The organism is Streptomyces sp. NPDC003032 (assembly GCF_053591415.1).
Genome location: NZ_JBSFTT010000005.1, coordinates 86,993 through 109,595, shown reverse-complemented (window position 1 = coordinate 109,595; position 22,603 = coordinate 86,993). Strand labels below are relative to the sequence as shown.

The window sequence follows — 22,603 nt, the reverse complement described above, 5'->3', positions numbered from 1 at the left end:
GGTGAGTGCGGCGGAGCGCTTCTTCTGCGCCGATGCCGCCCGGACACGCGGCGACCCACTCGCGGGCACGGCACCGTACGGCCGTGTCTGGGTCCTGATCGAGTACCGAGGCGGCTGGCCACCCAACGGCTTCGACGGCCTCGATCTCGAGCCCGACACCAAGAGACTCGTGTTCTCCGCCGCCCAGGCGGTGCGGGCGCGCGTGCTTCTCATCAGGCGGCACGGGCGCCGCGCACCCGGAGGCGCCAGGCGCTGGGCCGTACTGCGCTACGAGAACTCCGGCGCCCACCGGCAGGAATGGGGCACATGGAGCCGTGACGAGGACCTGGCGCAGATCACCGGCGCTCTTGGGGCCCCGGGACGGCTCGGCTGTCCGCCCGTGGTCCTCGTCTGCGCCCACGGTCAGCACGACACCTGCTGCGCCGTGCGCGGCAGGCCCGTGGGGCGCGCCCTGAGCGAGCGCTGGCCGCACCTGGTGTGGGAGTGCACCCACGTGGGCGGCGACAGGTTCGCCGCCAACGTCGTCGTCGCGCCCGACGGTGTCTACTACGGCGCTCTCGACGCCGGCTCTTCCGTGGCAGTGGTCGCGGAGCATCTGGCCGGCCGCGTCCATGCGGAGCATCTGCGCGGGTACACGGATCTCTTCCCGCCGCAGCAGGCCGCTGTGGCCGCCCTGCTCAGACGCTTCGGCCCGGCCGGCCGCCACGACTACGCGGTCGTCGAGACCGTGCGCGAACACGAACACGAGCCTTACCGCGACCGCTGGCGAATCCGCGTCACCGATCACCCGCCCCGTCCGACGGCCTTCGACGTCGAGGTGCGCTCCCACCGCACACCGCCGTGCCGGCTGACCTGCCGCGGCCCGACAGGGAGTTCGGCCGTCGTCTACGAAGCCACGTCGATCCGCGTCGACTGAGCTTTTGCGGCGGGCGGCCTCCTACAGCCCGTACGTCTTGCCGATGATGTCCCGCTGGATCTCGCTCGTCCCGCCGTACACCGTGGACACGACGGTCGAGCGCAGCAGGGCCTCCATGCCGTACTCCGTGGCGTAGCCGTAGCCGCCCATCATCTGCATGCCCTCCAGGGTCACGTGCTTGGCCAGCTCGGTGCACTTGAGTTTGGCCATGGAGGCCTCGCGGGCGAACACGCGTCCGGGCTCGGCGTCGATCGTCGCCGCCACGTCGTCGAGGAGCAGCCGGGCGCACTCCAGTTCGGTGGCCATGTCCGCGATGCGGTGCTTGAGGACCTGGAACGAGCCGACCGGCCGGCCGAACTGCTCCCGCTGCCGTACGTACGCGAGGGTGTCGTCGAACGCCCGCCGGGCGACACCCAGCATCAGCGCGGCGAGGATCATCCGCTCCAGGTTCAGCCCGGCCATCAGCTGCGTCCAGGCCCGGCCCGGTGTGCCGACGACCGCCGAGTCCGGCACGAAGCAGTCGGTGAAGTACAGGTCGTTGACCTCCCGGCCGCCCATCGTGTCGATGCCTCTGATCCGCAGGCCCTCGGCGTCGGTGGGCACCATGAACTGGGTGAGTCCCGCGTGCCTGGACTCCTCCCGCGAGGTGCGGGCGATGAGCAGGATGTGATCGGCGAAGTGCGCGTTGGAGCACCAGGTCTTCTGCCCGTTGACGAGATAGCCGCCGTCGGTGCGCTCCGCGCGGCAGGTCAGCGCGCTCACGTCCGACCCCGCGCCGGGTTCGGACATCGAGACGGCCTCGACGCGGCCCTTGACCACACCACCGAGCACGACGCGCTTCTGTTCCTCGGTGCCGAACTTGTCGTACGCCGCCGCCGTGATGATCGTGGTCCCGAAGCCGCTGATCGGTGCGAGCCCGTAGGAGGTCTCCTCCAGGAACAGGCAGAGGTCCGTCATGCCCAGGCCCGCGCCGCCGTACTCCTCGGGGACGGCGATGCCCAGCCAGCCCAGCCCGGCCATCTTCTCGTAGAGCTTCTGGTTGTGCGGTTCCTGACCGCCCGCGGTCAGCTTGTCCCGCTGCTCCTTGGTGCCGCACTCGCGGCGGCAGAAGTCGCCTACCGCCCTGACCAGGTCTCGGCGTTCGTCGTTGAGGACTCTGGGCATGATCTGGGTTCCTCCTTGGATCTGGACATGCCGGACGAGGGCCTGCCGCGTGCGCGCTACGCGCGGGCGGGGCGCGGCGGGTCGAGCATCGGGACGAGGAACTGGCGGGCCACCGCGCGCACCTGCTCCTCGTCGTCGAGGTCGATGACATGGCTGGGGACGACCAGGAAGGAAGCGGAGACCCGGACCATCATCTCGGCCACGACGTCCACGTCCACGTCGCCGGATACGCCGCCCGCCTGCTGCTCCCTGCGGAGCCTGCCCGCGACGAACTGCCGTACGACGGCCAGCGTCCGGCCCCCGTCGCTGGTCATGGACGGCACGACGGCGTCCGGCTCGGCGGCCAGCAGGCCGCCGATGAGGGGGTTGCTCCGGATCGCCCGCAGCGAGCTGACGAAACCCAGTACGACGCGGTCGGCGACGGTCTCGGCGTCCTGGATGTCGACGATGAACTGGTCGAAGTACCGCCGGAACTCGCGCCGCACGACCTGCTCGACCAGCGCCTCCTTGGAGGCGAACCGGCGGTAGACGGTGATCCGGGAGACACCGGCGAGCCGCGCCACATCCGCCATGGTGGACCGCTTGATGCCCATGCGGCAGAACTGCTCGTGAGCGGCGTCGAGGATGCGCGCGATGTCCTCGTCGTCCTGGTCGACGCCTTCGACGGCCTCGGTGAACGCGAGTTCCAGCAGTGACTGGGAGTCCGAAGGGTTCATGAGGGCCGACAGTACGGGTTCCACGGTTGCCTTCCCTGGGTCCGAAGTCGCCTTCCCGGACTCTGTGAAGCCTCTGGCGTTCATGCCTCGTCTGTGCTCCTCTGGGGATACGTGGATACACAACGCGTTTCAGCGTATCAGCATCAGCAGCACGTGAGGAGTTCGCAGCAATGGACCGACTCAGCAGACGCGACATGTTGATGGCGGGCGGAGCGCTGGGCGCACTCGGTGCGCTGGGCGCCGCGACACCCGCGCAGGCACGCACGCCGTGGACGTGGTCGCCCAAGGGCTCGGTGGCGGGCTCCGGGGCAGGCGAGGACCCGCGGTGGGTGTGGGACGCGGAGGCCGACCCGCTGGTCGCCTCCCTGCTGGACCGGGGCGATGTCCCCAAGGTCAACAAGCTGTTGCGGACCTGGACCAAGAACGGCCAGCCGCTGCCGACCGGACTCCCCGCCGACCTGCGGGACTTCATGGAGCGGGCCCGTCGACTGCCCTCGTGGGCCGACCGGGGCAAGCTGGCCACGGCGGTCGAGTTCAACGAGAAGCGCGGCCTCTACCTGGGGGTGCTGTACGGCCTGGCCAGCGGCATGATGAGCACGGTCATCCCCAAGGAGGCACGCGCGGTCTACTACTCCCAGGGCGGCGCGGACATGAAGGACCGCATTTCCAAGACCGCCAAACTGGGGTACGACATCGGGTCCCGGAACGCCTACCAGCCCGACGGCGAAATGATCGTGACCTGCGTCAAGACCAGGCTCGTGCACGCGGCGGTGCGTCATCTGCTGCCCCAGTCCCCGCACTGGCCCGACGTCGCCGACGAGGAGATCCCGATCAGCCAGCGGGACATGATGGTCACGTGGCACAGCCTGCCCACGACCGTCATGCAGAAGCTGACCGCGTGGAAGGTGCCGATCCCCGCCGCCGAGTCCGCCGCCTTCCTGCACTCGTGGCAGCTGGGCGGGCACCTGCTCGGCATCAAGGACGAGTACATCCCGGGGTCGTGGGACGAGGCCGACGCCCAGGCGAAGCAGGTCCTGGACCCTGTCCTCGCGCCGACGCCCGAGGGAGTCAAGCTGGCCCACATCCTCCTCGACCTCGGCTCCTCGGTCGACGGCGGCATCCTCAGCAAGCCCATACTCGGCGCGTTCACACGCTTCCTGCTCGGCGACCGGATCGCCGAATGGCTGGACATTCCCAGGGAGGTGATCTGGGACTCGCTGCTCAAGACGGCCTGGGGCCCGTTCGTCGCCGTACGCGAGGGCCTGCTCCCCTTCCCGCTGGCGCCGAAGGCCTACTGGACGTTCGACGAGTTCCTGCGCAAGGCTGCCCTGCTCTTCCTGTCCGAAGCGCGGCCCATCAGCATCGAGATCCCGGAAACCAACCGCCCGTCCTGAGCGGGCCTCAAGGAACTGAAGGAACTGAAGGAGCTCAAGGAACTCAAGGAGGAGTGCAGGACATGGCGGATCTCAGCAGACGCAAGATGTTGGCCGCGGGCGGGGCCCTGGGCGCGCTCGGAGCGTGGAACATGGCCTCCCCTGTCCACGCGCGCCCCATGAACTGGTCCTGGTCGCCCAGCGGTTCGGTCGCGGGTTCCGGTGCCGGTGCCGACCCCCGGTGGGTGTGGGACGAGGAGGCCGATCCCCTCGTCGCCTCCCTGCTCGACCGCGGTGCCGTACCCGAGGTCAACCGCCTCCTGTGGAACTGGGAGCGGAACGACCAGCCGCTGCCCGACGGTCTGCCCCGGGATCTGCGGACGTTCATGGAGGAGGCGCGTCGGCTGCCGTCGTGGGCGGACCGGGCCAAGCTGGAGACCGCCGCCGACTTCAACAAGTCCAGGGGCCTCTACCTCAACCTGCTCAACGGTGTGGGCGGCGGCATGCTCAGTACCGCCATTCCCAAGGAGGCGCGGGCGGTCTACTACTCCAAGGGGGGCGCGGACATGGAGGACCGCGTCGCCAAGACGAGCATCCTGGGATTCGCCGTCGGTGCCCTCGACGCGTACCGGCCCGGCGGCAACTGCGTGGTCAACGCCGTGAAGACGCGTCTGGTGCATGCGGCTGTACGGCACTTGCTGCGGCAGTCGCCGCACTGGGGCGACGACATACCGATCAGCCAGAACGACATGCTGGTCACCTGGCACACCCTGCCGACCTTCGCCATGCGCAGGATGCGCGAGTGGAAGGTGCCGATCACCAGGGCCGAGTCCGCGGCGTATCTGCACGTGTGGCAGGTGACCGCGCACATGCTCGGCATCAAGGACGAGTACATCCCCGCCACTTGGGACGCGGCGAACGCCCAGTCGGACCAGGTACTCCCCCCGGCCATGGGGCCGACCCGCGAGGGCGTCGAACTGACCGACATCCTGCTCGGGCAGCTCGCCGAGCAGACCAGCCCCGGCAGCGTCAGCCGGCCGCTGTGCAACGCGCTCGCCCGCTATCTGGTCGGCGACGAGGTGGCCGACTGGGACGAGATCCCGCGTGAGCCGGTCTGGGGCCCGGCGATCAAGATAGCGTGGCCGGCCCTGGTGAAGTTCCGCGAGGGCCTCATCCCGCTGCCGCTGGTGCCCGAGACCGCCTGGATCATCGACGAGGCCGCCCGGAAGTACATCCTGTTCTATCTCACCAAAGGCAAGGAGACGAAGATTGATATCCCCGTCGTCAACCGCCCCGAGTCCTGACCCGACACCCGACCCGAGTCCTGACCCGAGTCCTGAGTGGACCGGACGATGAGAGAACCGGAGAAGGACGGCCGGGCCGCCGTCGGCCGGCGGCGATTCCTCGGCTATGTCCTCGCCGCCCCGACCTTGGTGGCCGCCGCCGAGCTGGGCCCCGCGCCGACGGCGGAAGCCGGACCGCCGACAGCCGACGCCCGGCTGCCGTCGCCCGACATCACGGACCTGCTCGACCTCAACGACCTGATGACCGCGGCGGCGCTGCCGACCTCCGGTCTGATCACGGTCGAGGTCAACCGGGACGGCACGGTGTCGTTCGCGCTGCCGCGGGCCGAGGTGGGCCAAGGCATCACCACCTCGGCGGCCATGCTGATCGCCGAGGAGATGGACGTACCGCTCGAACGGATACGGGTCACGCTGGCCGATGCCCGGCCGGAGCTGGTGTTCAACCAGCTCACCGGCGGATCGAACACGACCATCTCGACCTACACCCCGATCCGGATCGCCGCCGCCATCGCCCGGCGGAGACTGCTGGAGGCGGCGGCGAGGCAACTCGGCGCGGACGTAGGCGAGTTGACGGTGAAAGCCGGAGTGGTCACCGATCGCTCCGGCGGGCGCGACGGCATCGGCATCGGCGCGCTCGCCGAGAAGGCGGCGAGCACCCGCACCCGGAAGATGCCCGTGGAACTCACGGCCCGCGAGGACTTCACCGTCATCGGCAAGCCGCACAACCGCGTCGACGCGCTGGAGGCGGTGACCGGGCGCAAGAAGTTCGCGATGGACCTCGACGTCCCGGACGCGAGGCCGACGATGGTGTGCCGCCCGCCGACCATCAACGGCAAGGTCGGCCCGGTCGCCAACCTCGCCGAGGTCCGCGGCATGCCGGGCGTCACCGATGTCGTGGTGATCTCCACCGGGGTCGCGGTGCGCGCCGAGACGTTCGGCCAGTGCATCGACGCCGTACGCGCGCTGCGCGTGTCCTGGAGACCCGGCACCGCCGAAGGCGAGTCCGACGAGACGGTACTCGAGGAGCTGGCGGCCGCGGAGCTGCCGCTCGGGCTGCGGCCGCCGACACCGACCGTGGAGGGCAAGTTCACCTTCCACTTCCGCAGCAACAGCGCGCTGGAGCCGAACTGCGCGATCGCCGACGTGCGGTCCGACCGTGCCGAGATCTGGTCGTCGCTGAAGTCACCGATCGTCGCCAAGCAGGCCATCGCCGCCAAGCTCCGGCTGCCGCTCGGAAAGGTCACGGTGCACGTCACCGAAGGCGGCGGTTCCTTCGGGCGCAAGCTGTTCTTCGACGCCGCCCTGGAAGCCGCCGAGGTCTCCCAGAAGGTCGGCAAGCCCGTCAGGCTCATGTGGCACCGCGCCGACGACTCCCGCCAGGGCCGCGCCCATCCGATGGCCACCTCGCGGGTACGCGTCGCCTACGCCGGTGACACCGTGCTGAGCTACAAGCAGCGGCACACCAGTGTCTCCACGGACCTCGGCCACGGGCTCGGCGAAATCATCACCGCCCTGGCCGCGCGGCTGCCGGTGGGCGACATCGGTTTCTCCGAGACGTTCTTCCAGCTCAGCCAGACCATGTCGTACGACTTCGGCCTCAACAGCCGGCTGCTCAGCGAGACCGACAAGGGCTTCAACACCGGCAGCATGCGCAACGTCTACTCCCCGGACGTCACCTGCGCCCGGGAGCTCGTCGTCGACCAGGTCGCCGCGCGGATGGACAAGGACCCCTACCGGTTCCGGCACGACTTCCTGCGCGACGACCGCTCCCGCGCGGTCCTGGAGAAGGCCGCCGAGGCCGGCGACTGGGGGCGGCGGATGCCGGCCGACACCGCGCAGGGCATCGCCTTCCACGCCGAGTACAAGGCGGTCAGCGCCGCCCTTGTGGAGATCGACTGCCGGCCCGGGACCGTCGGCCGGCCCATCCGCGACGGCGTGGGCGGACCACGCGTCACCAAGGCCGTCTTCGTGGTGGACGTCGGCCTCGCCGTCAACCCGCGCGGTCTGGAGGCGCAGATGATGGGCGGCGTCATGGACGGCATCGCGCTGGCCCTGACCTCCAGCCTGCACCTGCGTGACGGGTACTTCCTCGAAGCGAGCTGGGACAACTACTTCTACACCCGGCAGTGGAACACCCCGCCCGAACTGAAGATCATCGTCATGCCGAGCACCTCCGACGAGCCCGGCGGCGCCGGGGAGTTGGGCGTCGCCGCGTCGATGGCCGCGGTCGCCTGCGCGTACGGCCGCGCGACCGGAGCGATGCCCACCAGTTTTCCCATCAATCACGGCACGCTCTCGTTCACCCCCAAACCCACCGTCCCGCCCATCCCCCCGTCCCCCACCGACGGCCTGGACCACGCCCGCTGAGAGCTTGGAGACCTGAGTGCCTGAGCACACTTTCCGCGTCAACGGCGAGCGGGTCACCGTGGACGTCGCCGACGACGTGCGCCTGCTGTGGGTGCTGCGCGACATCCTCGGCATCACCGGACCGAAGTACGGCTGCGGTATCAACGTCTGCAAGGCGTGCACCAGCCACCTCAACGGCCAAGCGGTCAATCCCTGCGCGATCCCCGTCAAGGACCTGGAGCCCACCGACGAGGTCACCACCATCGAAGGGCTGCCGGCCACGGTCGGCGAGGATCTGCACCCCATGCAGCAGGCGTGGCTCGACCACGACGTCGCCCAGTGCGGCTACTGCCAGCCGGGCCAGATCATGGCGGCGGTGGCCCTGGTCCGCCGTGCCGCCGCCGAGGGCCGCGGCATCACCGACGCCGACCTCGACGGCCTGCGCAACATCTGCCGCTGCGGTACGTACTTCCGCATCCGCGAGGCCATCAGGGCCGGTGCCCGGAAGATGCAGCCGGGCAGCTGATCATCCGGTCAGTCGATCAGGGGGTGCGCCGGGAAGTCGTGGTCCTGCCACAGCAGTCGGGAGGTCTCCTCCGGGTAGGCGGTGACCGTCGGTCGCGCGTCGAAGAGCCGTACGAGGCGTCGCTCGGCGTCGTACGCGGGCCAGCCGGGGTCGCCGTGCGTGGCGAACGCCGTCCACGCGGTGCGGATCTGCGCGGACAGCGCCTCCGCCTCCTCGGAGGGGGATGCGCCGATCAGCAGGGCGGGCTGTCCGCTGCTCAGGTTGCCGAAGGTGAGCGGCACGTCGAGGCCGTGGCAGGCGCCGAGCGCACCGTCCATGCCCGGGGCGGGCCAGGTCAGTTCGTAGACGTGGGCGCGGCCTCCGCCGGCGAGCCGCGCCCGGGCCAGGTGCAGCGACGGCATGCGGAACAGCCAGTCGGCGTTGACCAGTTCGTACAGTTCCTGCGGGTCCGCGGCCGGGAAACCCTCGCGGTAGCGCCGTGCGCCTTCCTGGCCGGGCGCGAGGATGCGCAGCGCGGTATCGGCGTGTTCCCGCGTCACCTGGCCGAGCAGGCCGTCGATCACGGTGAACAGCCGGTGCTCGTCACGGGTGTGGCCGACGACGAGTTCGACGTCACGGGCGGCACCGGCGGCCAGCGCCTGCCAGGGAGTGACCGGCAGGACATCGCCGTCGACGACGGGAGAGAAGGGGATCGGCCGGTGCGTGATCTGCCCCCAGCGCTCCCGCCACCGGCTCATGTTCGCGGCGACCGCGTCACCGGCGGCGGGCAGCAGGGCCGGAGCCACCGTCGCCAAGTCGGTCGCTGTGGGGCGTGACCCCAGCTCACCGGCGCAGGCGGCGGCGATGTCGGCGGCCAGCCCGGGCGAGAAGTACGTGCCCTGGACGCTCTGTGCGACGGCCCGGCGGAAAAACCCTGCCGCCCGTGGCATGGCCAGCAGCGCGGCGATCGATCCGGCGCCCGCCGACTGGCCGAAGACGGTGACCTGGTCCGGGTCGCCGCCGAACGCCCGGATGCTGTCGCGCACCCACCGCAGAGCGGCGACCTGGTCGAGCAGACCCCGGTTGGCGGGGGCCCCTTCGATCTGCCCGAAACCCTCCATGCCCAGCCGGTAGTTGAACGTCACCACGACGACGCCGTGCCCGGCCAGGCGGGCGGCGTCGTACTCCGGGAGGCAGGACATGCCGAAGACGTAGGCGCCGCCGGGGATCCACACCATGACGGGGAGTCCCGCTCCCGCGTACGGTTCGGGCGACCAGACATTGACGGTCAGCCAGTCGTCCCCCGCCGTCTCCCGGGACAGTTCGTCCATGCCGAACACGCTGGACTGCGGGGGCGGCGGGCCGTACGACATCGCCGTGCGCACGCCGTCCCAGCTCCGCGCCGGCTTCGGCGCGCCGAAGCGGAGCGCTCCGACCGGCGGTTCGGCGAACGGGATGCCGCGGAAGACCGCCGTTCCCGACTCGCGGCTGCCGCGCAGCGCTCCGGCGGCCGTACGGACTTCGGGCTCGGACGGCGCGGACTCGGTGACGGTCGACATGGCTTCCCCTCGGGTGGGCCGAGCACGGTCAGTGGGCCGGTCAGTGGACCGAGCACCGTCAGGCGGTTTCACCGGCGGCCGGTCACCGCGAAGCATCCCGCCGCCGCGAGCCGCCGGTCCACTCATTTAGGGCGTCCGGTCGTTCAGGGCGTCCGGTCGTTCAGGGCGTCCAGATCGCACCGGGCCCTCTGGCCGAGCGTGTGCCCGCCGTTGACCTTGACGCGCTCGCCCGTGACGAAGGCCGCTTGCGGTGAGGCGAGGAAGGCCACGGCGGCGGCGACGTCCTCCGGTCGGCCCATGCGGCGCAGCGGCACGTCGGCGGCGTAGGCGGCCAGTGACTCGGCGCTCGCGTCGGCGTGCCGCTCGACCGGGATCCAGCCCGGCGCGACGGTGTTCACTGTGATCCCGTACGGGCCGAGCGCGCGGGCCCAGCACTCGGTCAGGGCGTGCTGGGCGGCCTTGGCGGCCGTGTACGCCGACATCTCGGGCAGTACGCGTTCCAGCACGTCGGAGCCGATCTGGACGATCCGGCCGCCGCCGCGTCCGCGCATGCCCGGCAGCACCGCCCGCATGAGCAGTGTGGGGCTCTTGACGAAGAACGTGAGCTGGTCGAGATGGTCTTCCCAGGACACCTCCGCCGGGTCCAACTGGGGCTGCGGACCCGTGGCGTTGACGACGAGGGTGGTGACGGGCCCGAGCCGGGCCGTGACGTCCGCGACGAGTTCCGTGACGGCGGTGTCATCGGTGACATCGGCGGGGAACGCCTCGGCTGTCCCGCCCGCCGCGCGTATGTCCGCGACCACCGTGTGGGCCGCTTCGGCCCCCGACCGGTAGGAGACGGCGACCGGGTGTCCGTCGGCCGCCAGACGTCGGGCGATCACGGCGCCGAGGCCGCGGGAGGCTCCGGTGACCAGGGCGGTGCCGGCGGTCGGGCCGGCGGTGCTGTCGGCGGTGACTGCTGCGTATGTCATGTCGCCAACATATGCGGACGGACCGCCTAGCCCAACCAGGTCACATCTGCGCCGAACTCGCCCCCCGCCCGTGCGTCCGCATGACCGGTGCGAGCCGGGCGGACGATGTTGGTGCCCGGTGTGCCGTGCCGGTGGTCACGTCGGTACCGGACAGGTGCGAGAGCGAGGAGGCCACGATGGCGGAGCTGTTCATCGACGGGGAGTGGACCGGTGCCGTCCAGGGCGCGCGGCGGGACGTGATCAACCCGTACGACGCGTCCGTCGTCCAGCAGGTCGACGACGCGGGCGAGGCCGACGTCGACCTCGCCGTACAGGCCGCACGGCGGGCCTTCGACCGCGGCGACTGGCCGGCGTCGCCCACCCGGGAGCGGGCCGACGTACTGCTCAGGGTGGCGCGGTTCCTGCTGCGCGACCAGGAGGAGATCGCGCACATCGAGTCCCTCGACACCGGCAAGACGCTCGCCGAGGCGCGGATCGACGTCGAGGACGTCTCGAACGCGTTCCGCTACTTCGCCGAGATCGCCGACAAGGACGGCGGCCGGGTCGTGGACGTCGGCCCCGATGTGCTGAGCCGGATCACCTACCACCCCATCGGGGTCTGCGCGCTCATCGCACCCTGGAACTACCCGATGCTGCAGGCCTCTTGGAAGGTCGCCCCGGCGCTGGCCGCGGGCAACACCTTCGTGCTCAAGCCCAGTGAGACGACACCGCTCTCCACCATCCACATGATCCGGCTGATCGCCGAGGCGGGCGCGCCGCCCGGGGTCGCGAACCTCGTGCTGGGCCCGGGCGCCACCGTCGGCGCGGCGATGTCCTCCCACCCGGAGGTGGACCTGGTCTCCTTCACCGGTGGTCTGGCCACCGGGCGCCGGATCATGGAGGCGGGCGCGCCGGACGTGAAGAACCTCGCGCTGGAGCTGGGCGGCAAGAATCCCAACGTCGTCTTCGCCGACTGTGACTTCGAGGCCGCCGTCGACCACGCGCTCGAAGCGTCGTTCTTCCACTCGGGGCAGGTCTGCTCGGCCGGCTCCCGGCTTCTGGTGGAGGACTCCCTGCACGACCGGTTCGTGGAGCGTCTCGCCGTCCGCGCGGGGGCCATCCGGCTCGGCAACGGGCTCGACCCGCGGACCGAGAGCGGTCCGCTCAGCTCGGCGGAGCACCGGGAGAAGGTCGAGGGCTATCTGGAGATCGCCCGCGCCGAGGGCGCCCGCCTGGTCTGCGGCGGCCGCCGTCCGGACGATCCCGAGCTGTCGCGCGGCTTCTTCCTGCTGCCCACCATCTACGCCGACTGCGACCGCTCCATGCGCATCGTGCAGGAGGAGGTCTTCGGCCCGGTGGTCACCGTGGAGCGTTTCCGCACGGAGGACGAGGCCGTGGAGCTGGCCAACGACACCCGTTACGGGCTGGCCGGCGGCGTCTGGACGAACGACGCGAGCCGCGCCCAGCGGGTCGCGGCCCTGCTGCGGCACGGCACGGTCTGGATCAACGACTTCCACCCGTATGTGCCCCAGGCCGAGTGGGGCGGCTTCGGCCGTTCCGGTTTCGGCCGGGAGCTCGGGCCCACCGGTCTGCGCGAATACCAGGAGGCCAAGCACATCTACCAGAACCTGAGGCCGGGCGTCTCCGGCTGGTTCAAGGGCTGAGCGGGCAGGGCGACAGGGCGAGAGAGAGGGCGACGCCATGGACGGCGAGACGACGACCTACGACTACCTGATCATCGGCGGCGGTACGGCGGGCTCCGTGCTGGCGGCGCGGCTGAGCGAGGACCCGGCCTGCCGGGTGTGCGTGGTGGAGGGCGGGCCCAGCGATGTCGGCGACGACCGCGTCCTGCGGCTGCGGAACTGGATCAATCTGCTGGGCTCCGAGTTCGACTACGGCTACACCACCGAGGAGCAGCCGCGCGGCAACTCGTACATCGTGCACTCGCGGGCCCGTGTGCTCGGCGGCTGCTCCTCGCACAACACGCTGATCAGCTTCCTGCCGTTCCCGCAGGATCTCGACGAGTGGGTGGCGAGCGGCTGCGACGGCTGGGGTCCTGAGACGATCCTGCCGTACCGGTCGCGGCTGCGGAACAACATCGTGCCCGTCGGCGCCGCCGACCGCAACGCGATCGCGGAGGACTTCGTGACGGCGGCGTCCACCCGGCTCGGCGTCCCGGTCGTGGAGGATTTCAACGCCCGCCCCTTCACCGACGGCGCCGGCTTCTTCTCCCTCGCCTACCACCCGGAGACCAACAAGCGCTCGTCCGCGTCGGTCGCGTATCTGCACCCCATCATGGACCGACCGAATCTGACGCTGCGTCTGGAGACGTGGGCGTACCGCCTGTCGCGCGACAGCGAGGGCCGTTTCACCCGCGTCCAGGTCCGCAACCCCGACGGCTCCATGTCGACGCTGGAGGCCGAGGCGGAGGTTCTGCTCTGCGCCGGAGCCATCGACACGCCGCGGCTGCTCATGCTCTCCGGCATCGGCCCCGCCGACCAGCTGCGCGACCTGGGTATCGAGGTCGGCGCGGACCTGCCCGGGGTCGGGGAGAACCTCCTCGACCATCCCGAGTCGGTGATGGTGTGGGAGACCCGTGGGCCGCTGCCGCCCAACTCGGCGATGGACTCCGACGCCGGCCTCTTCCTGCGCCGCGACGCCGCGGGCGGCCCGCGCCCGGACCTGATGTTCCACTTCTACCAGGTGCCGTTCACCGTCAACACCGAGCGGCTCGGCTACCCCATCCCCGAGCACGGCGTCTGTATGACCCCGAACGTGCCGCGCGCCCGTTCCGTCGGCCGCATGTGGCTGCGGAGCGCGGACCCGTCGGTCCACCCGGCCCTGGACTTCCGCTACTTCACCGATCCGGAGGGGCACGACGAGCGTACGATCCTCGACGGCCTGCGCATCGCCCGCGAGGTGGCCGCCACGGCCCCGCTCAGCGACTGGCTGCTGCGCGAGGTGGCGCCGGGACCGGACGTCCAGTCGGACGCGGACCTGTCCGAGTACGGACGCCGCGCCGCGCACACCGTCTACCACCCGGCCGGTACCTGCCGGATGGGCGCCGAGGACGATCCGATGGCGGTGGTCGATCCGCAGCTGCGGCTGCGGGGACACGACGGGCTGCGCATCGTGGACGCGTCCGTCTTCCCCACCATGCCGTCCATCAACCCGATGATCACCGTACTGCTCGCCGCCGAACGCGCGGCGGACCTCATCAGCGCCCGGCCGGCCCCGCAGCCGACGGGCGTGGAAGGGGCGGTCCGGTGACCGTTCCGGGAATGCCGGACAGCGCCGCGGAGGCAGGGCAGAAGGAAGCCGACTCGGAGTTCCGCAAGGACATGGGGCCGTGGGCGAACTTCGCCCTCGGCTTCACCTACCTGTCCCCGGTGGTGAGCACCTACACGCTCTTCGGCACGGCCCTCGCCGACGGCGGCCCCCCGATGATCTGGGCGTTCGTCATGGCGGGCTGCGGGCAGTTCCTCGTCGCGCTGGTCTTCGGCGAGGTCGTCGCGCAGTACCCGGTCGCGGGCGGGGTCTACCCGTGGGCGCGGCGGCTGTGGGGCAAGCGCTGGGCCTGGATGACCGGGTGGGTCTACCTGTGGGCGCTGCTCATCACGATCACCAGCGTCGCGTACGGCGCCGGGCCCTACATCGCCATCCTGCTCGGTTTCGACGCCACCGTGCACACCACCGTGCTCTGCACGATCGGGCTGATCGTCGTCGCCGTACTGATCAATTACGCGGGTACGAAGGTGCTCTCGTGGGCGGCGCTGATCGGCTTCGGGGCGGAGCTGATCGGCGCCCTCGTCGTCGGCGTCATCCTCTTGGTCACGCACCGCTTCCACGGCCTCGGCGTTCTCTTCGACGACTTCGGCGCCGCCGGTGACGGCTCCTATCTGCCCGTGTTCCTCGGAGCGGCGATCATCGGCTTCTACCAGTACTACGGCTTCGAGGCCTGCGGAGACGTCGCCGAGGAGGTGAAGCACCCCGGCAAGGTGATTCCCAAGGCGATGCGCCGCACCATCTACGTCGGCGGGGCCGCGGCGACCTTCACCTGTCTGACGCTGCTGCTGGCCGTCGTCGACTACCGGGCGGTGATCTCCGGGCAGGACACCGACCCGGCCGTCAGGATCCTCTTCGACGCCCTCGGCGAGGCAGGCGCGCGGCTGGTGATGGCCGTCGTCCTCATCTCCTTCCTGTCCTGCACGATCAGCCTGCAGGCCGCGGCGGGCCGGCTGATCTACTCGTACGCACGCGACGAGATGATCATCGGCCACCGGCTGCTGCGGAAGTTCTCCCCGACCCGTGCGGTGCCCGAGTACGCGCTGCTGGTCGCCGCGGTGCTCCCGGCGCTGATCGCCGTCGGCTCCCTGATCTCGGAGGACGCCCTGACCAAGATCGTCTCTTTCGCGATCCTCGGCATCTACGCCGCCTTCCAGATGGTCGTCCTCGCCGCGCTGCGGGCCCGCCTCAAGGGCTGGCGGCCGAGCGGCGAGTACCGGCTGGGCCGGTGGGGTCTGGTGGTCAATATCGGGGCACTCGCCTACGGGATCTTCGCCATCGTCACCATCGCCTGGCCCCGGACGCCCGAGGCCGCCTGGTACGACAACTGGATCGTGCTGCTCGGCGCCGGCGTCGTGGTGGGCGTGGGGCTCGTATACATGTTCACCACGCGCCACTACGGCCGCGGCGACGCCCCTTCGGCGAACGCCATCCCCGACTAGAGCACTGGATCACTGGGCCACTGGACCGCTGGGCCCAGGAAACAAGGAACTAGGAGCGACATGAAGATCGGTTACAAGCTGGCCGCCGAGGCGTTCGGTCCGGCGGAGCTGGTGAGGCAGGCGGTTCTCGCCGAGGAGGCGGGCTTCGACTTCGTCGAGATCAGCGACCACTACCATCCGTGGCTCGACAATCAGGGGCACTCGCCCTTCGCCTGGACGGTGCTGGGCAGCATCGCAGCCAAGACCTCCCGGATCGGGCTGGCGACCGGCGTGACCTGCCCGACCGTGCGCTACCACCCGGCGATCATCGCCCAGGCGGCCGCCACGCTGGCCCTGCTGTCGGAGGGCCGTTTCGTCCTCGGTCTCGGCTCCGGAGAGCGACTGAACGAGCACGTCGTCGGCCTCGGCTTCCCGGACTCGGTCCACACCCGGCACGAGCTGCTCCGGGAGGCCCTGGAGATCATCCGGCTGCTGTGGAGCGGGGGGTACCGGTCGTACGAGGGCAAGCATCTGCGCCTTGAGGACGCCCGGGTGTTCGACCTCCCCGAGGAGCTTCCGCTGATCGCGGTGGCCGCCAGCGGCGAGGTGTCCGCGCGGATCGCCGCGGAGCTGGGCGACGGCCTGTTCGCCACGGAGGACAAGCCGGAGATCGTCCAGCACTACTGCGACGCGGGCGGCAGCGGCCCGCGCTACGCGGAGGTCCCGATGGCCTGGGCGCCCGACGAGCACACCGCGGCGAGGGCCGCCCTGGACACGTCCCGATGGGCCATGACGGGGTGGAAGGTCATGAGCGAGCTGCCCAACCCGGTCAACTTCGACGCCGCGACCACCACGGTGCGTGAGGAGGACATCCTGGGGAAGTTCGCCTGCGGCACGGACCCCGCCCGGTATCTGGAGGTGGCGCGGCAGTTCGCCGACGCGGGCTTCGACAGGCTGGTCATGCAGAACGCGGGCCCCGACCCCGACGGGTTCATCGACTTCTACCGGCGTGAGCTCGACGGCCCCGTCCGGCAGCTGAAGGCGGACAGCACGCGATCCTGAACCGCACCGCACCAATCCCTCAGCGAGCGCTCCACCCGGCCGGGTGGAGCGCTCGTCGCGTTTGTCCGTTGACGCGTGATTTGCGGTCTCGGCTGTGAGCCCACCCATAGGGGCCACGTCACATGCTAGGGACGGTAGTGGTCACCGGCACGGGGGCCCATAGGCCCGGCGCGCCCTGCGAAGGCTCTGACCAGGGCATCTGCGATCCCGGGTAGTAGGTCACATCCTTGCGTCCCCGTCCGGGCGCCGCTAACTCTGGATGTCGTTCCGGGGAGCCGCACTCGCACCGGGCGGATTCGCCCGCTCCGACCGAGCCCCCCACTCACCACGCACCACATGGAGAACCACATCCGCATGGCCACGACCCAGACGCAGCCCCGCACCGCCCGACTCCGCAAGATCTCGCTCACCGGCATCGCCACCGCCGGCGCCGCCGCCGTGGCCCTCACGCTGGCCCCCTCCCCCGCACACGCCGCGGAGCCGACCGCCGCGAGCGCGAAGGTGTCGCAGGCGGCGGCCAAGGCGGGCCACGCCGACAACCTCGACGGGTGGATCCGCGAGGCCCTCGGCATCATGAAGGCCAAGGGCATCCCGGGTACCTACGAGGGGCTGCACCGCAACATCATGCGCGAGTCCGCCGGTGATCCGAACGCCCAGAACGGCTGGGACGTCAACGCGCAGAACGGCACCCCGTCCAAGGGCCTGCTCCAGGTGATCCAGCCGACCTTCGACGCGTACCACGTCGAGGGCACCGCGAACAGCCTGACCGACCCGGTCGCCAACATCACCGCGGCCGCCAACTACGCCGCCGACAAGTACGGCTCCATCGACAACGTCGACTCCGCGTACTGAGCCACCGGCCGACGAAGAGAGGCGAGCACATGCAGCACCACTCCCGGCGCAAGCCACGGAAGAAGACCCTGCGGTACGTCGCAGGGGGCGCCCTGGGAGCGGTCCTGATCGGCGGAGGGGGCCTGGCCTATGCCTGGCAGCATCTCGACGGCAACGTCCGGAGCACGGACATCGACGCCGCCCTCGGCCACGACCGGCCCGGCGAGCAGCACGACGGTTCGATGAACATCCTCCTGCTCGGCTCCGACTCACGGGCGGGAACGCACGGCCAGTACGGTCGCGGCGTCAGCGGAGCCCGCGCCGACACGGCGATGGTCCTGCACGTCGACAAGACCCACAAAAAGGCTTCGGTCGTCAGCGTCCCGCGCGACACGATGGTGCGCCGGCCCAGCTGCGCTCAGCGTGACGGCGGCAGTGCGCCGGGCGCGCGGCAGGCCATGTTCAACTCGTCCTACCAGGTGGGCGGGCCCGCGTGCACCGTGAAGACGGTCGAGAAGATGTCCGGCGTCCGCATGGACCACTACCTCGAAGTCGACTTCAAGGGATTCCAGAAGCTCATCGACGAACTCGGCGGCGTGGACATCACCACCCGCGAGGCCATCCACGACCACAACAGCGGTCTCTCCCTGGACGCCGGCGAGCACACCCTCAAGGGCAAGCAGGCGCTCGCGCTCGTCCGCACCCGGCACGGCGTGGGTGACGGCAGTGACCTGGGACGCATCCAGCTCCAGCAGGCGTTCGTCAAGGCCCTGATCCACCGTGCCGACACCGTCGACCCGCTCAGCGACCCGGCCAAGTCCTACGGCCTGGCGGACACCGCGACGAAGGCCCTCAGCGCGGACTCCGAGCTGGCCTCCGCGGAGAAGCTGCTCGGCCTGGCCAAGGAGCTGCGGGGCATCAGCCCCGACCGCACCACCATGGTCACGATGCCGGTCACCTACGACGCCCGGGACGCGGGACGCGTCAAGCCGATGGACGAGGCGGCACACCAGGTATGGGCCGCTCTGCGCCAGGACCGGCCCATCCCGAAGTCCGCGACCGACGGTTCGGTGGGCGACAGGACCGACTCACCGGTGTCCGCGGGCGGCTGACGCCACCACCGACCCGGCGTCCGCCGAGCCGCCGGTATGCGGTACGAAGTCTTCCGTGAACGAAGAGATCCAGCCCGCGACCGTTCGTGTGTTCATCGCCCTCGCCCCGCCCGACGACGCCAAGCAGGAACTGGCGAGAGAACTCGCCCCCGCCTACCACGCCCATCCGCGGATGCGGTGGAACCGCGTCGAGGACTGGCACATCACCCTGGCGTTCCTCGGCGAGGTGCCCCGCGCGGTGATCGACCTGCTGCGCCCACCGCTCGCGGACCTCGCGGCGGCGCGCCGCCCCCTCACTCTGGCGCTGCGCGGTGGCGGGCACTTCGACGAACGTGTGGCGTGGAGCGGGATCGAGGGGGACCTCGACGCGTTGCGGCTGCTCGCCACCGAGGTGCGTGCCCTGCTCCAGGAGCGCGGTGTCGCCTTCGTGGACCGGCCGTTGCGCCCGCATCTGACGCTGGCGAGGGCCCGGCGGGACACCCCGTCGTGCGCGGCGGAGGTGGCCGCCGGCCTCGCCGGGTTCGCCGGCCGCCCCTGGCGGACCGAGCGCCTGCATCTGGTCGCCGGTGACCTCGGCCGCGGTCCCGGGCCGGTCCGCTACGGCGACGTCGACGCCTGGCGCTTCGGCGGCGGCTCCGGTCGCCCCGCCGGATAGCGCGCGGTCATCTCACGGATGCAGCGCGGCCCACGTGTTGGGGCCGACGAAGCCGTCGGGGGTCAGGCCGACGCTCTGCTGGAAGTTCTTGACCGCGGCCAGGGTGGCATCGCCGAAGATCTTGTCGATGGTGACGTTCTTGTAGCCGTACACCTTGTTGAGGATGCACTGCAGGTGCCCGACGGCGTCGTTCGCGTGGCCCTTGCCCAGTTCCGGGTGGGTGCCGGTGTAGGGGCAGTACCGCCACTCCCCGTTGGTGGCCTGCTTGATCTGTACGTCGGTGCCGGCGGCCGCCCTGCCGTCCTTCCCGGACGGGCTCGCACCGGCCAGGGCCACGGCGGGACCGGCCAGGAGCGCGCAGCCGAGCAGCGTGGCGGCGAGCGTACGGACGCGGACACGTCGGTTGCGTCGTGAAGTCACGGTGAACCTTCTCCCGAACTGTGGTGGGGCGTACGTGGATTGAGGAGGGGCGCGGGTGGATCAGCGGGTCAGAACCAGGGGCAGCGGGGCAGCCCGGGGTAGGGGTGCTTCTGGGTCTGTACGACCTTGGCCGGGACCATGCCCCAGCCCTTGATGCCGGGCAGGCTCACGACTTCGTCGCCCTGGGTGTAGTACCAGACCTTGTTCCCGTCGGGGGCGGCGTCGCCCTCGGTCCAGCACACGAACCAGCTCGGCGAGAGTTTGAGGCGGCCGGTGACCGGCGCGTTGAAGGCGGGGCGGCCGAACGCGTCCGAGGCCAGGTTGTCGCAGTACAGGTCCAGGCTGAAGGCGTTGCCCAGGGTGTCCTTGTGCGGGTGGTTCTGCCGCAGGGAGCAGGTGGCCGACGCGTCGGCCGGACCGGCCGGGGGCCTGGCGGGGCTCGCCAGGGCGGCCGGGGTCGACGCGGCGGTGAGGGACAGGGCGAGCGCGGCGCCCGCGAGGGCCGCGCGGCGCTTTCCGGGGGACGGTGCGGGGCTCATGCTCGTACTCCAGGGGTCCGGAGGGGCTGCGATGTCATGACCAGGTGCACTGCTTGAGGCCGGGCACAGGATGTGTGGACGAGGCCATTTCGGCGGCCGGGAGGTAGCCCCAGCCCTTCGTCGTCCTGGCGCCGGAGACGGTGTCGCCCTGCGTGTAGTACCAGATGTCTCCTCCCTGGTACGGGCTGCCGCGCTTCCAGCACACGAACCAGCTGGGGGAGAACGCGATCTGGCCGTTGACCGTGCTGTCGGTCGTGGACTGCACCCGGATCGAGCCGGTGTTGTGCGAGCACACCACGTCCCCGAGGAAGTGCATCCCGGTCCAGTCGGTGTGCCGGGCGTCGGCCCGCGTCTGGCAGTCCGCGGCGGCGCCCTCGGCGGCGGCGGTGGCCTGCGAGGCCGGTGACACGGCCAGGGCCGCGGCGCAGGCGACGACGCCCGCGAGGGCCGTGCGCCAGCCGCGCCTGCCTTGCCATGTGCGGCTTGCGGGGCTCCCGGGGCGGTCGCCCTCGCCGCTCGGTGTGGTCCCGTTACGGTCGCGTGCGCGTTGTCGGACGGCCATGTCTGCTCTCTCCTGGGCGGCTTGGTTCCGTGTCGTTCCGCGTGCACGTCCGATCGTACCCGGGAAACCTGACGCGTCCCTGACATCCACGCCTTCCGGCCACGGCCGCCCGTCCTCTCCCCGGCGGTGACGGCGCGTGCCATCGTGGCGGCCGTGGCGGACGGCGTCGGGATGAGGAGCGTACGCATGCGCGGCACAACGGTCTTGCCCGGCGAGGGGAACAACGGAGAGCCGACCGGCGACGGCATGCCGACGCACCGCCTTGAGGTGCCGATGCCCAACGCGTTGCCGTTCGCCATCGGCACGTTCGACACCATCGGGGCGATGTCGCGCGCGCCGTTCCCGCACCGGCACACCTTCTACGAGATCGTCCACGTCACCGGCGGCACCGGCAGGCACGTCGTCGACCTCACGGGCTTCGCGCTGCGGCCGCCCAACCTGTGTTTCCTCACCCCCGGCCAGGTCCACCACTGGGAGGGCGTCACCGGCCTGGAGGGCAGCGTCATCCTCTTCACCGACGACTTCCTCCTGGACCACCCCGCCGACCGGGACGTCCTGCGGGGGCTCGGCCGGCGCTCGTGGCTGGAACTGCCCGACGAGGCGGCGCGGTGGACCGCGCGTCTCGTCGCCGATCTGGACGGCGAGTACCGCACGGGCGCCGAGGGTTTCCAGAGCGTGCTGCGGTGTCTGCTGCACATCCTGGTGGTGCGGGCCGCGCGGCTGCCCTCGCACCAGCCGGCGGCCGTGGCGCCGCACTCGCGGCCGGGCTCGGTGGCCGCGGGGTTCGTGGCGCTGCTCGGCACGCCCGAGGGCGCGCCGCACTCGGTGCGGACGTGCGCGGAGCACCTGGGCGTCTCGGTGAGCTACCTCAGCGAGGCGGTGAAGGCGTCCACCGGCCGGACGCCCGGCGAGCTGATCCGGCAGGCCCGGGTGCACGAGGCCAAACGCCTGCTGCTGCGCACGGAGTTGTCGGTACGTCAGGTGGCGGGGCGGGTCGGGTTCGGGGATCCCGCGTACTTCTGCCGCTTCTTCCGCCGCGAGACCGGCGCCAGCCCCGGGGACTTCCGGCGCGGCAACGGCGATATTCACCACGACCACCGGCTCCAGTCCATCGCCCGGCACCGCTCCCCCGCATAGCTTCTTAGCCGATCCGGAACCCACCCCACCCCACCCCACCCTTCAGGAGGAGCGATGGACGACGAGATCGGCAAGGGGCCCAGCCGCAAGACGGTCCTGAGAGCCGCCGCCGCGGTCGGCATGGCCGTACCCGTGACCCTCATGGGAGTCCCCGCGCTGGCCCGTACCGCGAGCGAGCGGGGCGAGGCACCGGCGATCACCCCGTCCTGCGACGACGGTGACGACCCGACGCCGCCCCAGACGGAGGGACCGTACTTCAAGCCCAACTCCCCGCGGCGCACCTCGCTCCTCCAGCCGGGCACGCCAGGGGTGCGGCTCACCGTCACCGGCTACGTCTTCGGGCGTGCCTGCCGACCGATACCCCAGGCCCTCATGGACTTCTGGCAGGCCGACACCTACGGACGGTACGACAACGCCGGGTTCCGCTTCCGCGGGCACCAGTACACCGACGCGTCCGGCGCGTTCCGGCTCACCACGATCGTGCCGGGCCTCTACCCCGGACGCACCCGCCATCTGCACGTCAAGGTGCAGGCCCCGGGGCGTCCGGTGCTCACGACCCAGCTGTACTTCCCCGGTGAGCCGCGCAACAACACGGACCCGATCTTCGACGCCCGGCTGCTCATGAACGTACGTACCGTCGGAAACGCGAAGGAGGCCGACTTCGACTTCGTCCTGAACGTGCCGCAGTAGTCACGCTGTTGCCGAAAGTGCCGGTAGGGGCGCCGTACAACCATCGGGGACGGTTG

At 70.8% G+C, this 22,603-nt stretch carries 20 protein-coding genes and 1 pseudogene; 14 read left to right on the top strand and 7 right to left on the bottom strand.

Annotated elements, in window-relative coordinates:
* Nucleotide 1 precedes the first annotated feature (1 nt).
* Entirely contained in the window at nucleotides 2-916 is a 915-nt protein-coding gene (locus ACWDZ7_RS09150) for a sucrase ferredoxin (protein ID WP_451796035.1), read from the top strand.
* Nucleotides 917-937: 21 nt separating this feature from the next.
* On the opposite strand, the gene ACWDZ7_RS09145 is transcribed toward ACWDZ7_RS09150, so the two are convergent.
* Nucleotides 938-2,080, bottom strand: coding sequence for an acyl-CoA dehydrogenase family protein (locus ACWDZ7_RS09145; RefSeq protein WP_451513708.1), 1,143 nt, complete (start codon nucleotides 2,078-2,080; stop codon nucleotides 938-940).
* 56 nt (nucleotides 2,081-2,136) lie between these two features.
* Complete coding sequence (locus ACWDZ7_RS09140) at nucleotides 2,137-2,796, bottom strand: TetR/AcrR family transcriptional regulator (protein ID WP_451796034.1); 660 nt, start codon at nucleotides 2,794-2,796, stop codon at nucleotides 2,137-2,139.
* Nucleotides 2,797-2,966: 170 nt separating this feature from the next.
* Here ACWDZ7_RS09140 and ACWDZ7_RS09135 point away from each other — a divergent pair, with 170 nt between their 5' ends.
* The 4 genes from ACWDZ7_RS09135 (at nucleotide 2,967) to ACWDZ7_RS09120 (ending at nucleotide 8,345) form a co-directional block, all read left to right on the top strand.
* A complete protein-coding gene (locus ACWDZ7_RS09135) occupies nucleotides 2,967-4,190 on the top strand; it encodes an oxygenase MpaB family protein (RefSeq protein ID WP_451796033.1) in 1,224 nt (407 codons plus the stop codon).
* A 62-nt stretch (nucleotides 4,191-4,252) separates the two neighbouring features.
* Nucleotides 4,253-5,473 carry an oxygenase MpaB family protein gene (locus tag ACWDZ7_RS09130; protein ID WP_451796032.1) on the top strand — a complete coding sequence of 407 codons (1,221 nt, stop codon included), beginning with the start codon at nucleotides 4,253-4,255 and terminating at the stop codon, nucleotides 5,471-5,473.
* 48 nt (nucleotides 5,474-5,521) lie between these two features.
* Nucleotides 5,522-7,840, top strand: a complete 2,319-nt coding sequence (locus tag ACWDZ7_RS09125; protein ID WP_451796031.1) for a molybdopterin cofactor-binding domain-containing protein — start codon at nucleotides 5,522-5,524, stop codon at nucleotides 7,838-7,840.
* A gap of 16 nt (nucleotides 7,841-7,856) precedes the next feature.
* Nucleotides 7,857-8,345 (top strand): (2Fe-2S)-binding protein, encoded by a 489-nt coding sequence (locus ACWDZ7_RS09120; protein ID WP_451796030.1) that lies wholly within the window; start codon nucleotides 7,857-7,859, stop codon nucleotides 8,343-8,345.
* 8 nt (nucleotides 8,346-8,353) lie between these two features.
* On the opposite strand, the gene ACWDZ7_RS09115 is transcribed toward ACWDZ7_RS09120, so the two are convergent.
* Nucleotides 8,354-9,883 (bottom strand): carboxylesterase/lipase family protein, encoded by a 1,530-nt coding sequence (locus ACWDZ7_RS09115; RefSeq protein ID WP_451796029.1) that lies wholly within the window; start codon nucleotides 9,881-9,883, stop codon nucleotides 8,354-8,356.
* Nucleotides 9,884-10,026: 143 nt separating this feature from the next.
* On the bottom strand, nucleotides 10,027-10,854 hold the full coding sequence (locus tag ACWDZ7_RS09110; protein ID WP_451796028.1) for an SDR family NAD(P)-dependent oxidoreductase: 828 nt from the start codon (nucleotides 10,852-10,854) through the stop codon (nucleotides 10,027-10,029).
* Nucleotides 10,855-11,030: 176 nt separating this feature from the next.
* On the opposite strand from ACWDZ7_RS09110, the gene ACWDZ7_RS09105 reads away from it, so the two are divergent.
* From ACWDZ7_RS09105 to thpR, 7 genes are all read left to right on the top strand, one after another.
* Nucleotides 11,031-12,497, top strand: coding sequence for an aldehyde dehydrogenase family protein (locus ACWDZ7_RS09105; protein ID WP_451796027.1), 1,467 nt, complete (start codon nucleotides 11,031-11,033; stop codon nucleotides 12,495-12,497).
* Nucleotides 12,498-12,534: 37 nt separating this feature from the next.
* Entirely contained in the window at nucleotides 12,535-14,103 is a 1,569-nt protein-coding gene (locus tag ACWDZ7_RS09100; RefSeq protein WP_451796026.1) for a GMC family oxidoreductase, read from the top strand.
* Complete coding sequence (locus ACWDZ7_RS09095) at nucleotides 14,100-15,560, top strand: APC family permease (protein ID WP_451796025.1); 1,461 nt, start codon at nucleotides 14,100-14,102, stop codon at nucleotides 15,558-15,560. Before ACWDZ7_RS09100 ends, ACWDZ7_RS09095 begins: the two co-directional genes overlap by 4 nt.
* Nucleotides 15,561-15,620: 60 nt before the next feature.
* Nucleotides 15,621-16,601, top strand: coding sequence for a TIGR03557 family F420-dependent LLM class oxidoreductase (locus tag ACWDZ7_RS09090; RefSeq protein ID WP_451796024.1), 981 nt, complete (start codon nucleotides 15,621-15,623; stop codon nucleotides 16,599-16,601).
* A gap of 354 nt (nucleotides 16,602-16,955) precedes the next feature.
* Nucleotides 16,956-17,453, top strand: a complete 498-nt coding sequence (locus tag ACWDZ7_RS09085) for a transglycosylase SLT domain-containing protein (RefSeq protein ID WP_451796023.1) — start codon at nucleotides 16,956-16,958, stop codon at nucleotides 17,451-17,453.
* 29 nt (nucleotides 17,454-17,482) lie between these two features.
* On the top strand, nucleotides 17,483-18,544 hold the full coding sequence (locus tag ACWDZ7_RS09080) for an LCP family protein (protein ID WP_451796022.1): 1,062 nt from the start codon (nucleotides 17,483-17,485) through the stop codon (nucleotides 18,542-18,544).
* Nucleotides 18,545-18,599: 55 nt separating this feature from the next.
* Entirely contained in the window at nucleotides 18,600-19,199 is a 600-nt protein-coding gene (gene thpR / locus ACWDZ7_RS09075; protein ID WP_451796021.1) for an RNA 2',3'-cyclic phosphodiesterase, read from the top strand.
* A 12-nt stretch (nucleotides 19,200-19,211) separates the two neighbouring features.
* Here the strand turns inward: thpR and ACWDZ7_RS09070 are convergent, their stop codons facing one another.
* The 3 genes from ACWDZ7_RS09070 to ACWDZ7_RS09060 form a co-directional block, all read right to left on the bottom strand.
* Nucleotides 19,212-19,619, bottom strand: coding sequence for a peptidoglycan-binding domain-containing protein (locus tag ACWDZ7_RS09070; RefSeq protein ID WP_451796020.1), 408 nt, complete (start codon nucleotides 19,617-19,619; stop codon nucleotides 19,212-19,214).
* Nucleotides 19,620-19,687: 68 nt separating this feature from the next.
* Nucleotides 19,688-20,158, bottom strand: coding sequence for a hypothetical protein (locus tag ACWDZ7_RS09065; protein ID WP_451513723.1), 471 nt, complete (start codon nucleotides 20,156-20,158; stop codon nucleotides 19,688-19,690).
* A gap of 34 nt (nucleotides 20,159-20,192) precedes the next feature.
* Complete coding sequence (locus ACWDZ7_RS09060) at nucleotides 20,193-20,720, bottom strand: hypothetical protein (protein ID WP_451796019.1); 528 nt, start codon at nucleotides 20,718-20,720, stop codon at nucleotides 20,193-20,195.
* Between the two features lie 186 nt (nucleotides 20,721-20,906).
* Here ACWDZ7_RS09060 and ACWDZ7_RS09055 point away from each other — a divergent pair, with 186 nt between their 5' ends.
* Both ACWDZ7_RS09055 and ACWDZ7_RS09050 read left to right on the top strand, forming a co-directional pair.
* Nucleotides 20,907-21,857, top strand: coding sequence for an AraC family transcriptional regulator (locus ACWDZ7_RS09055; protein ID WP_451796018.1), 951 nt, complete (start codon nucleotides 20,907-20,909; stop codon nucleotides 21,855-21,857).
* 54 nt (nucleotides 21,858-21,911) lie between these two features.
* Nucleotides 21,912-22,544, top strand: a pseudogene (locus ACWDZ7_RS09050) (dioxygenase family protein); the annotation flags it as partial.
* Nucleotides 22,545-22,603: the final 59 nt, after the last annotated feature.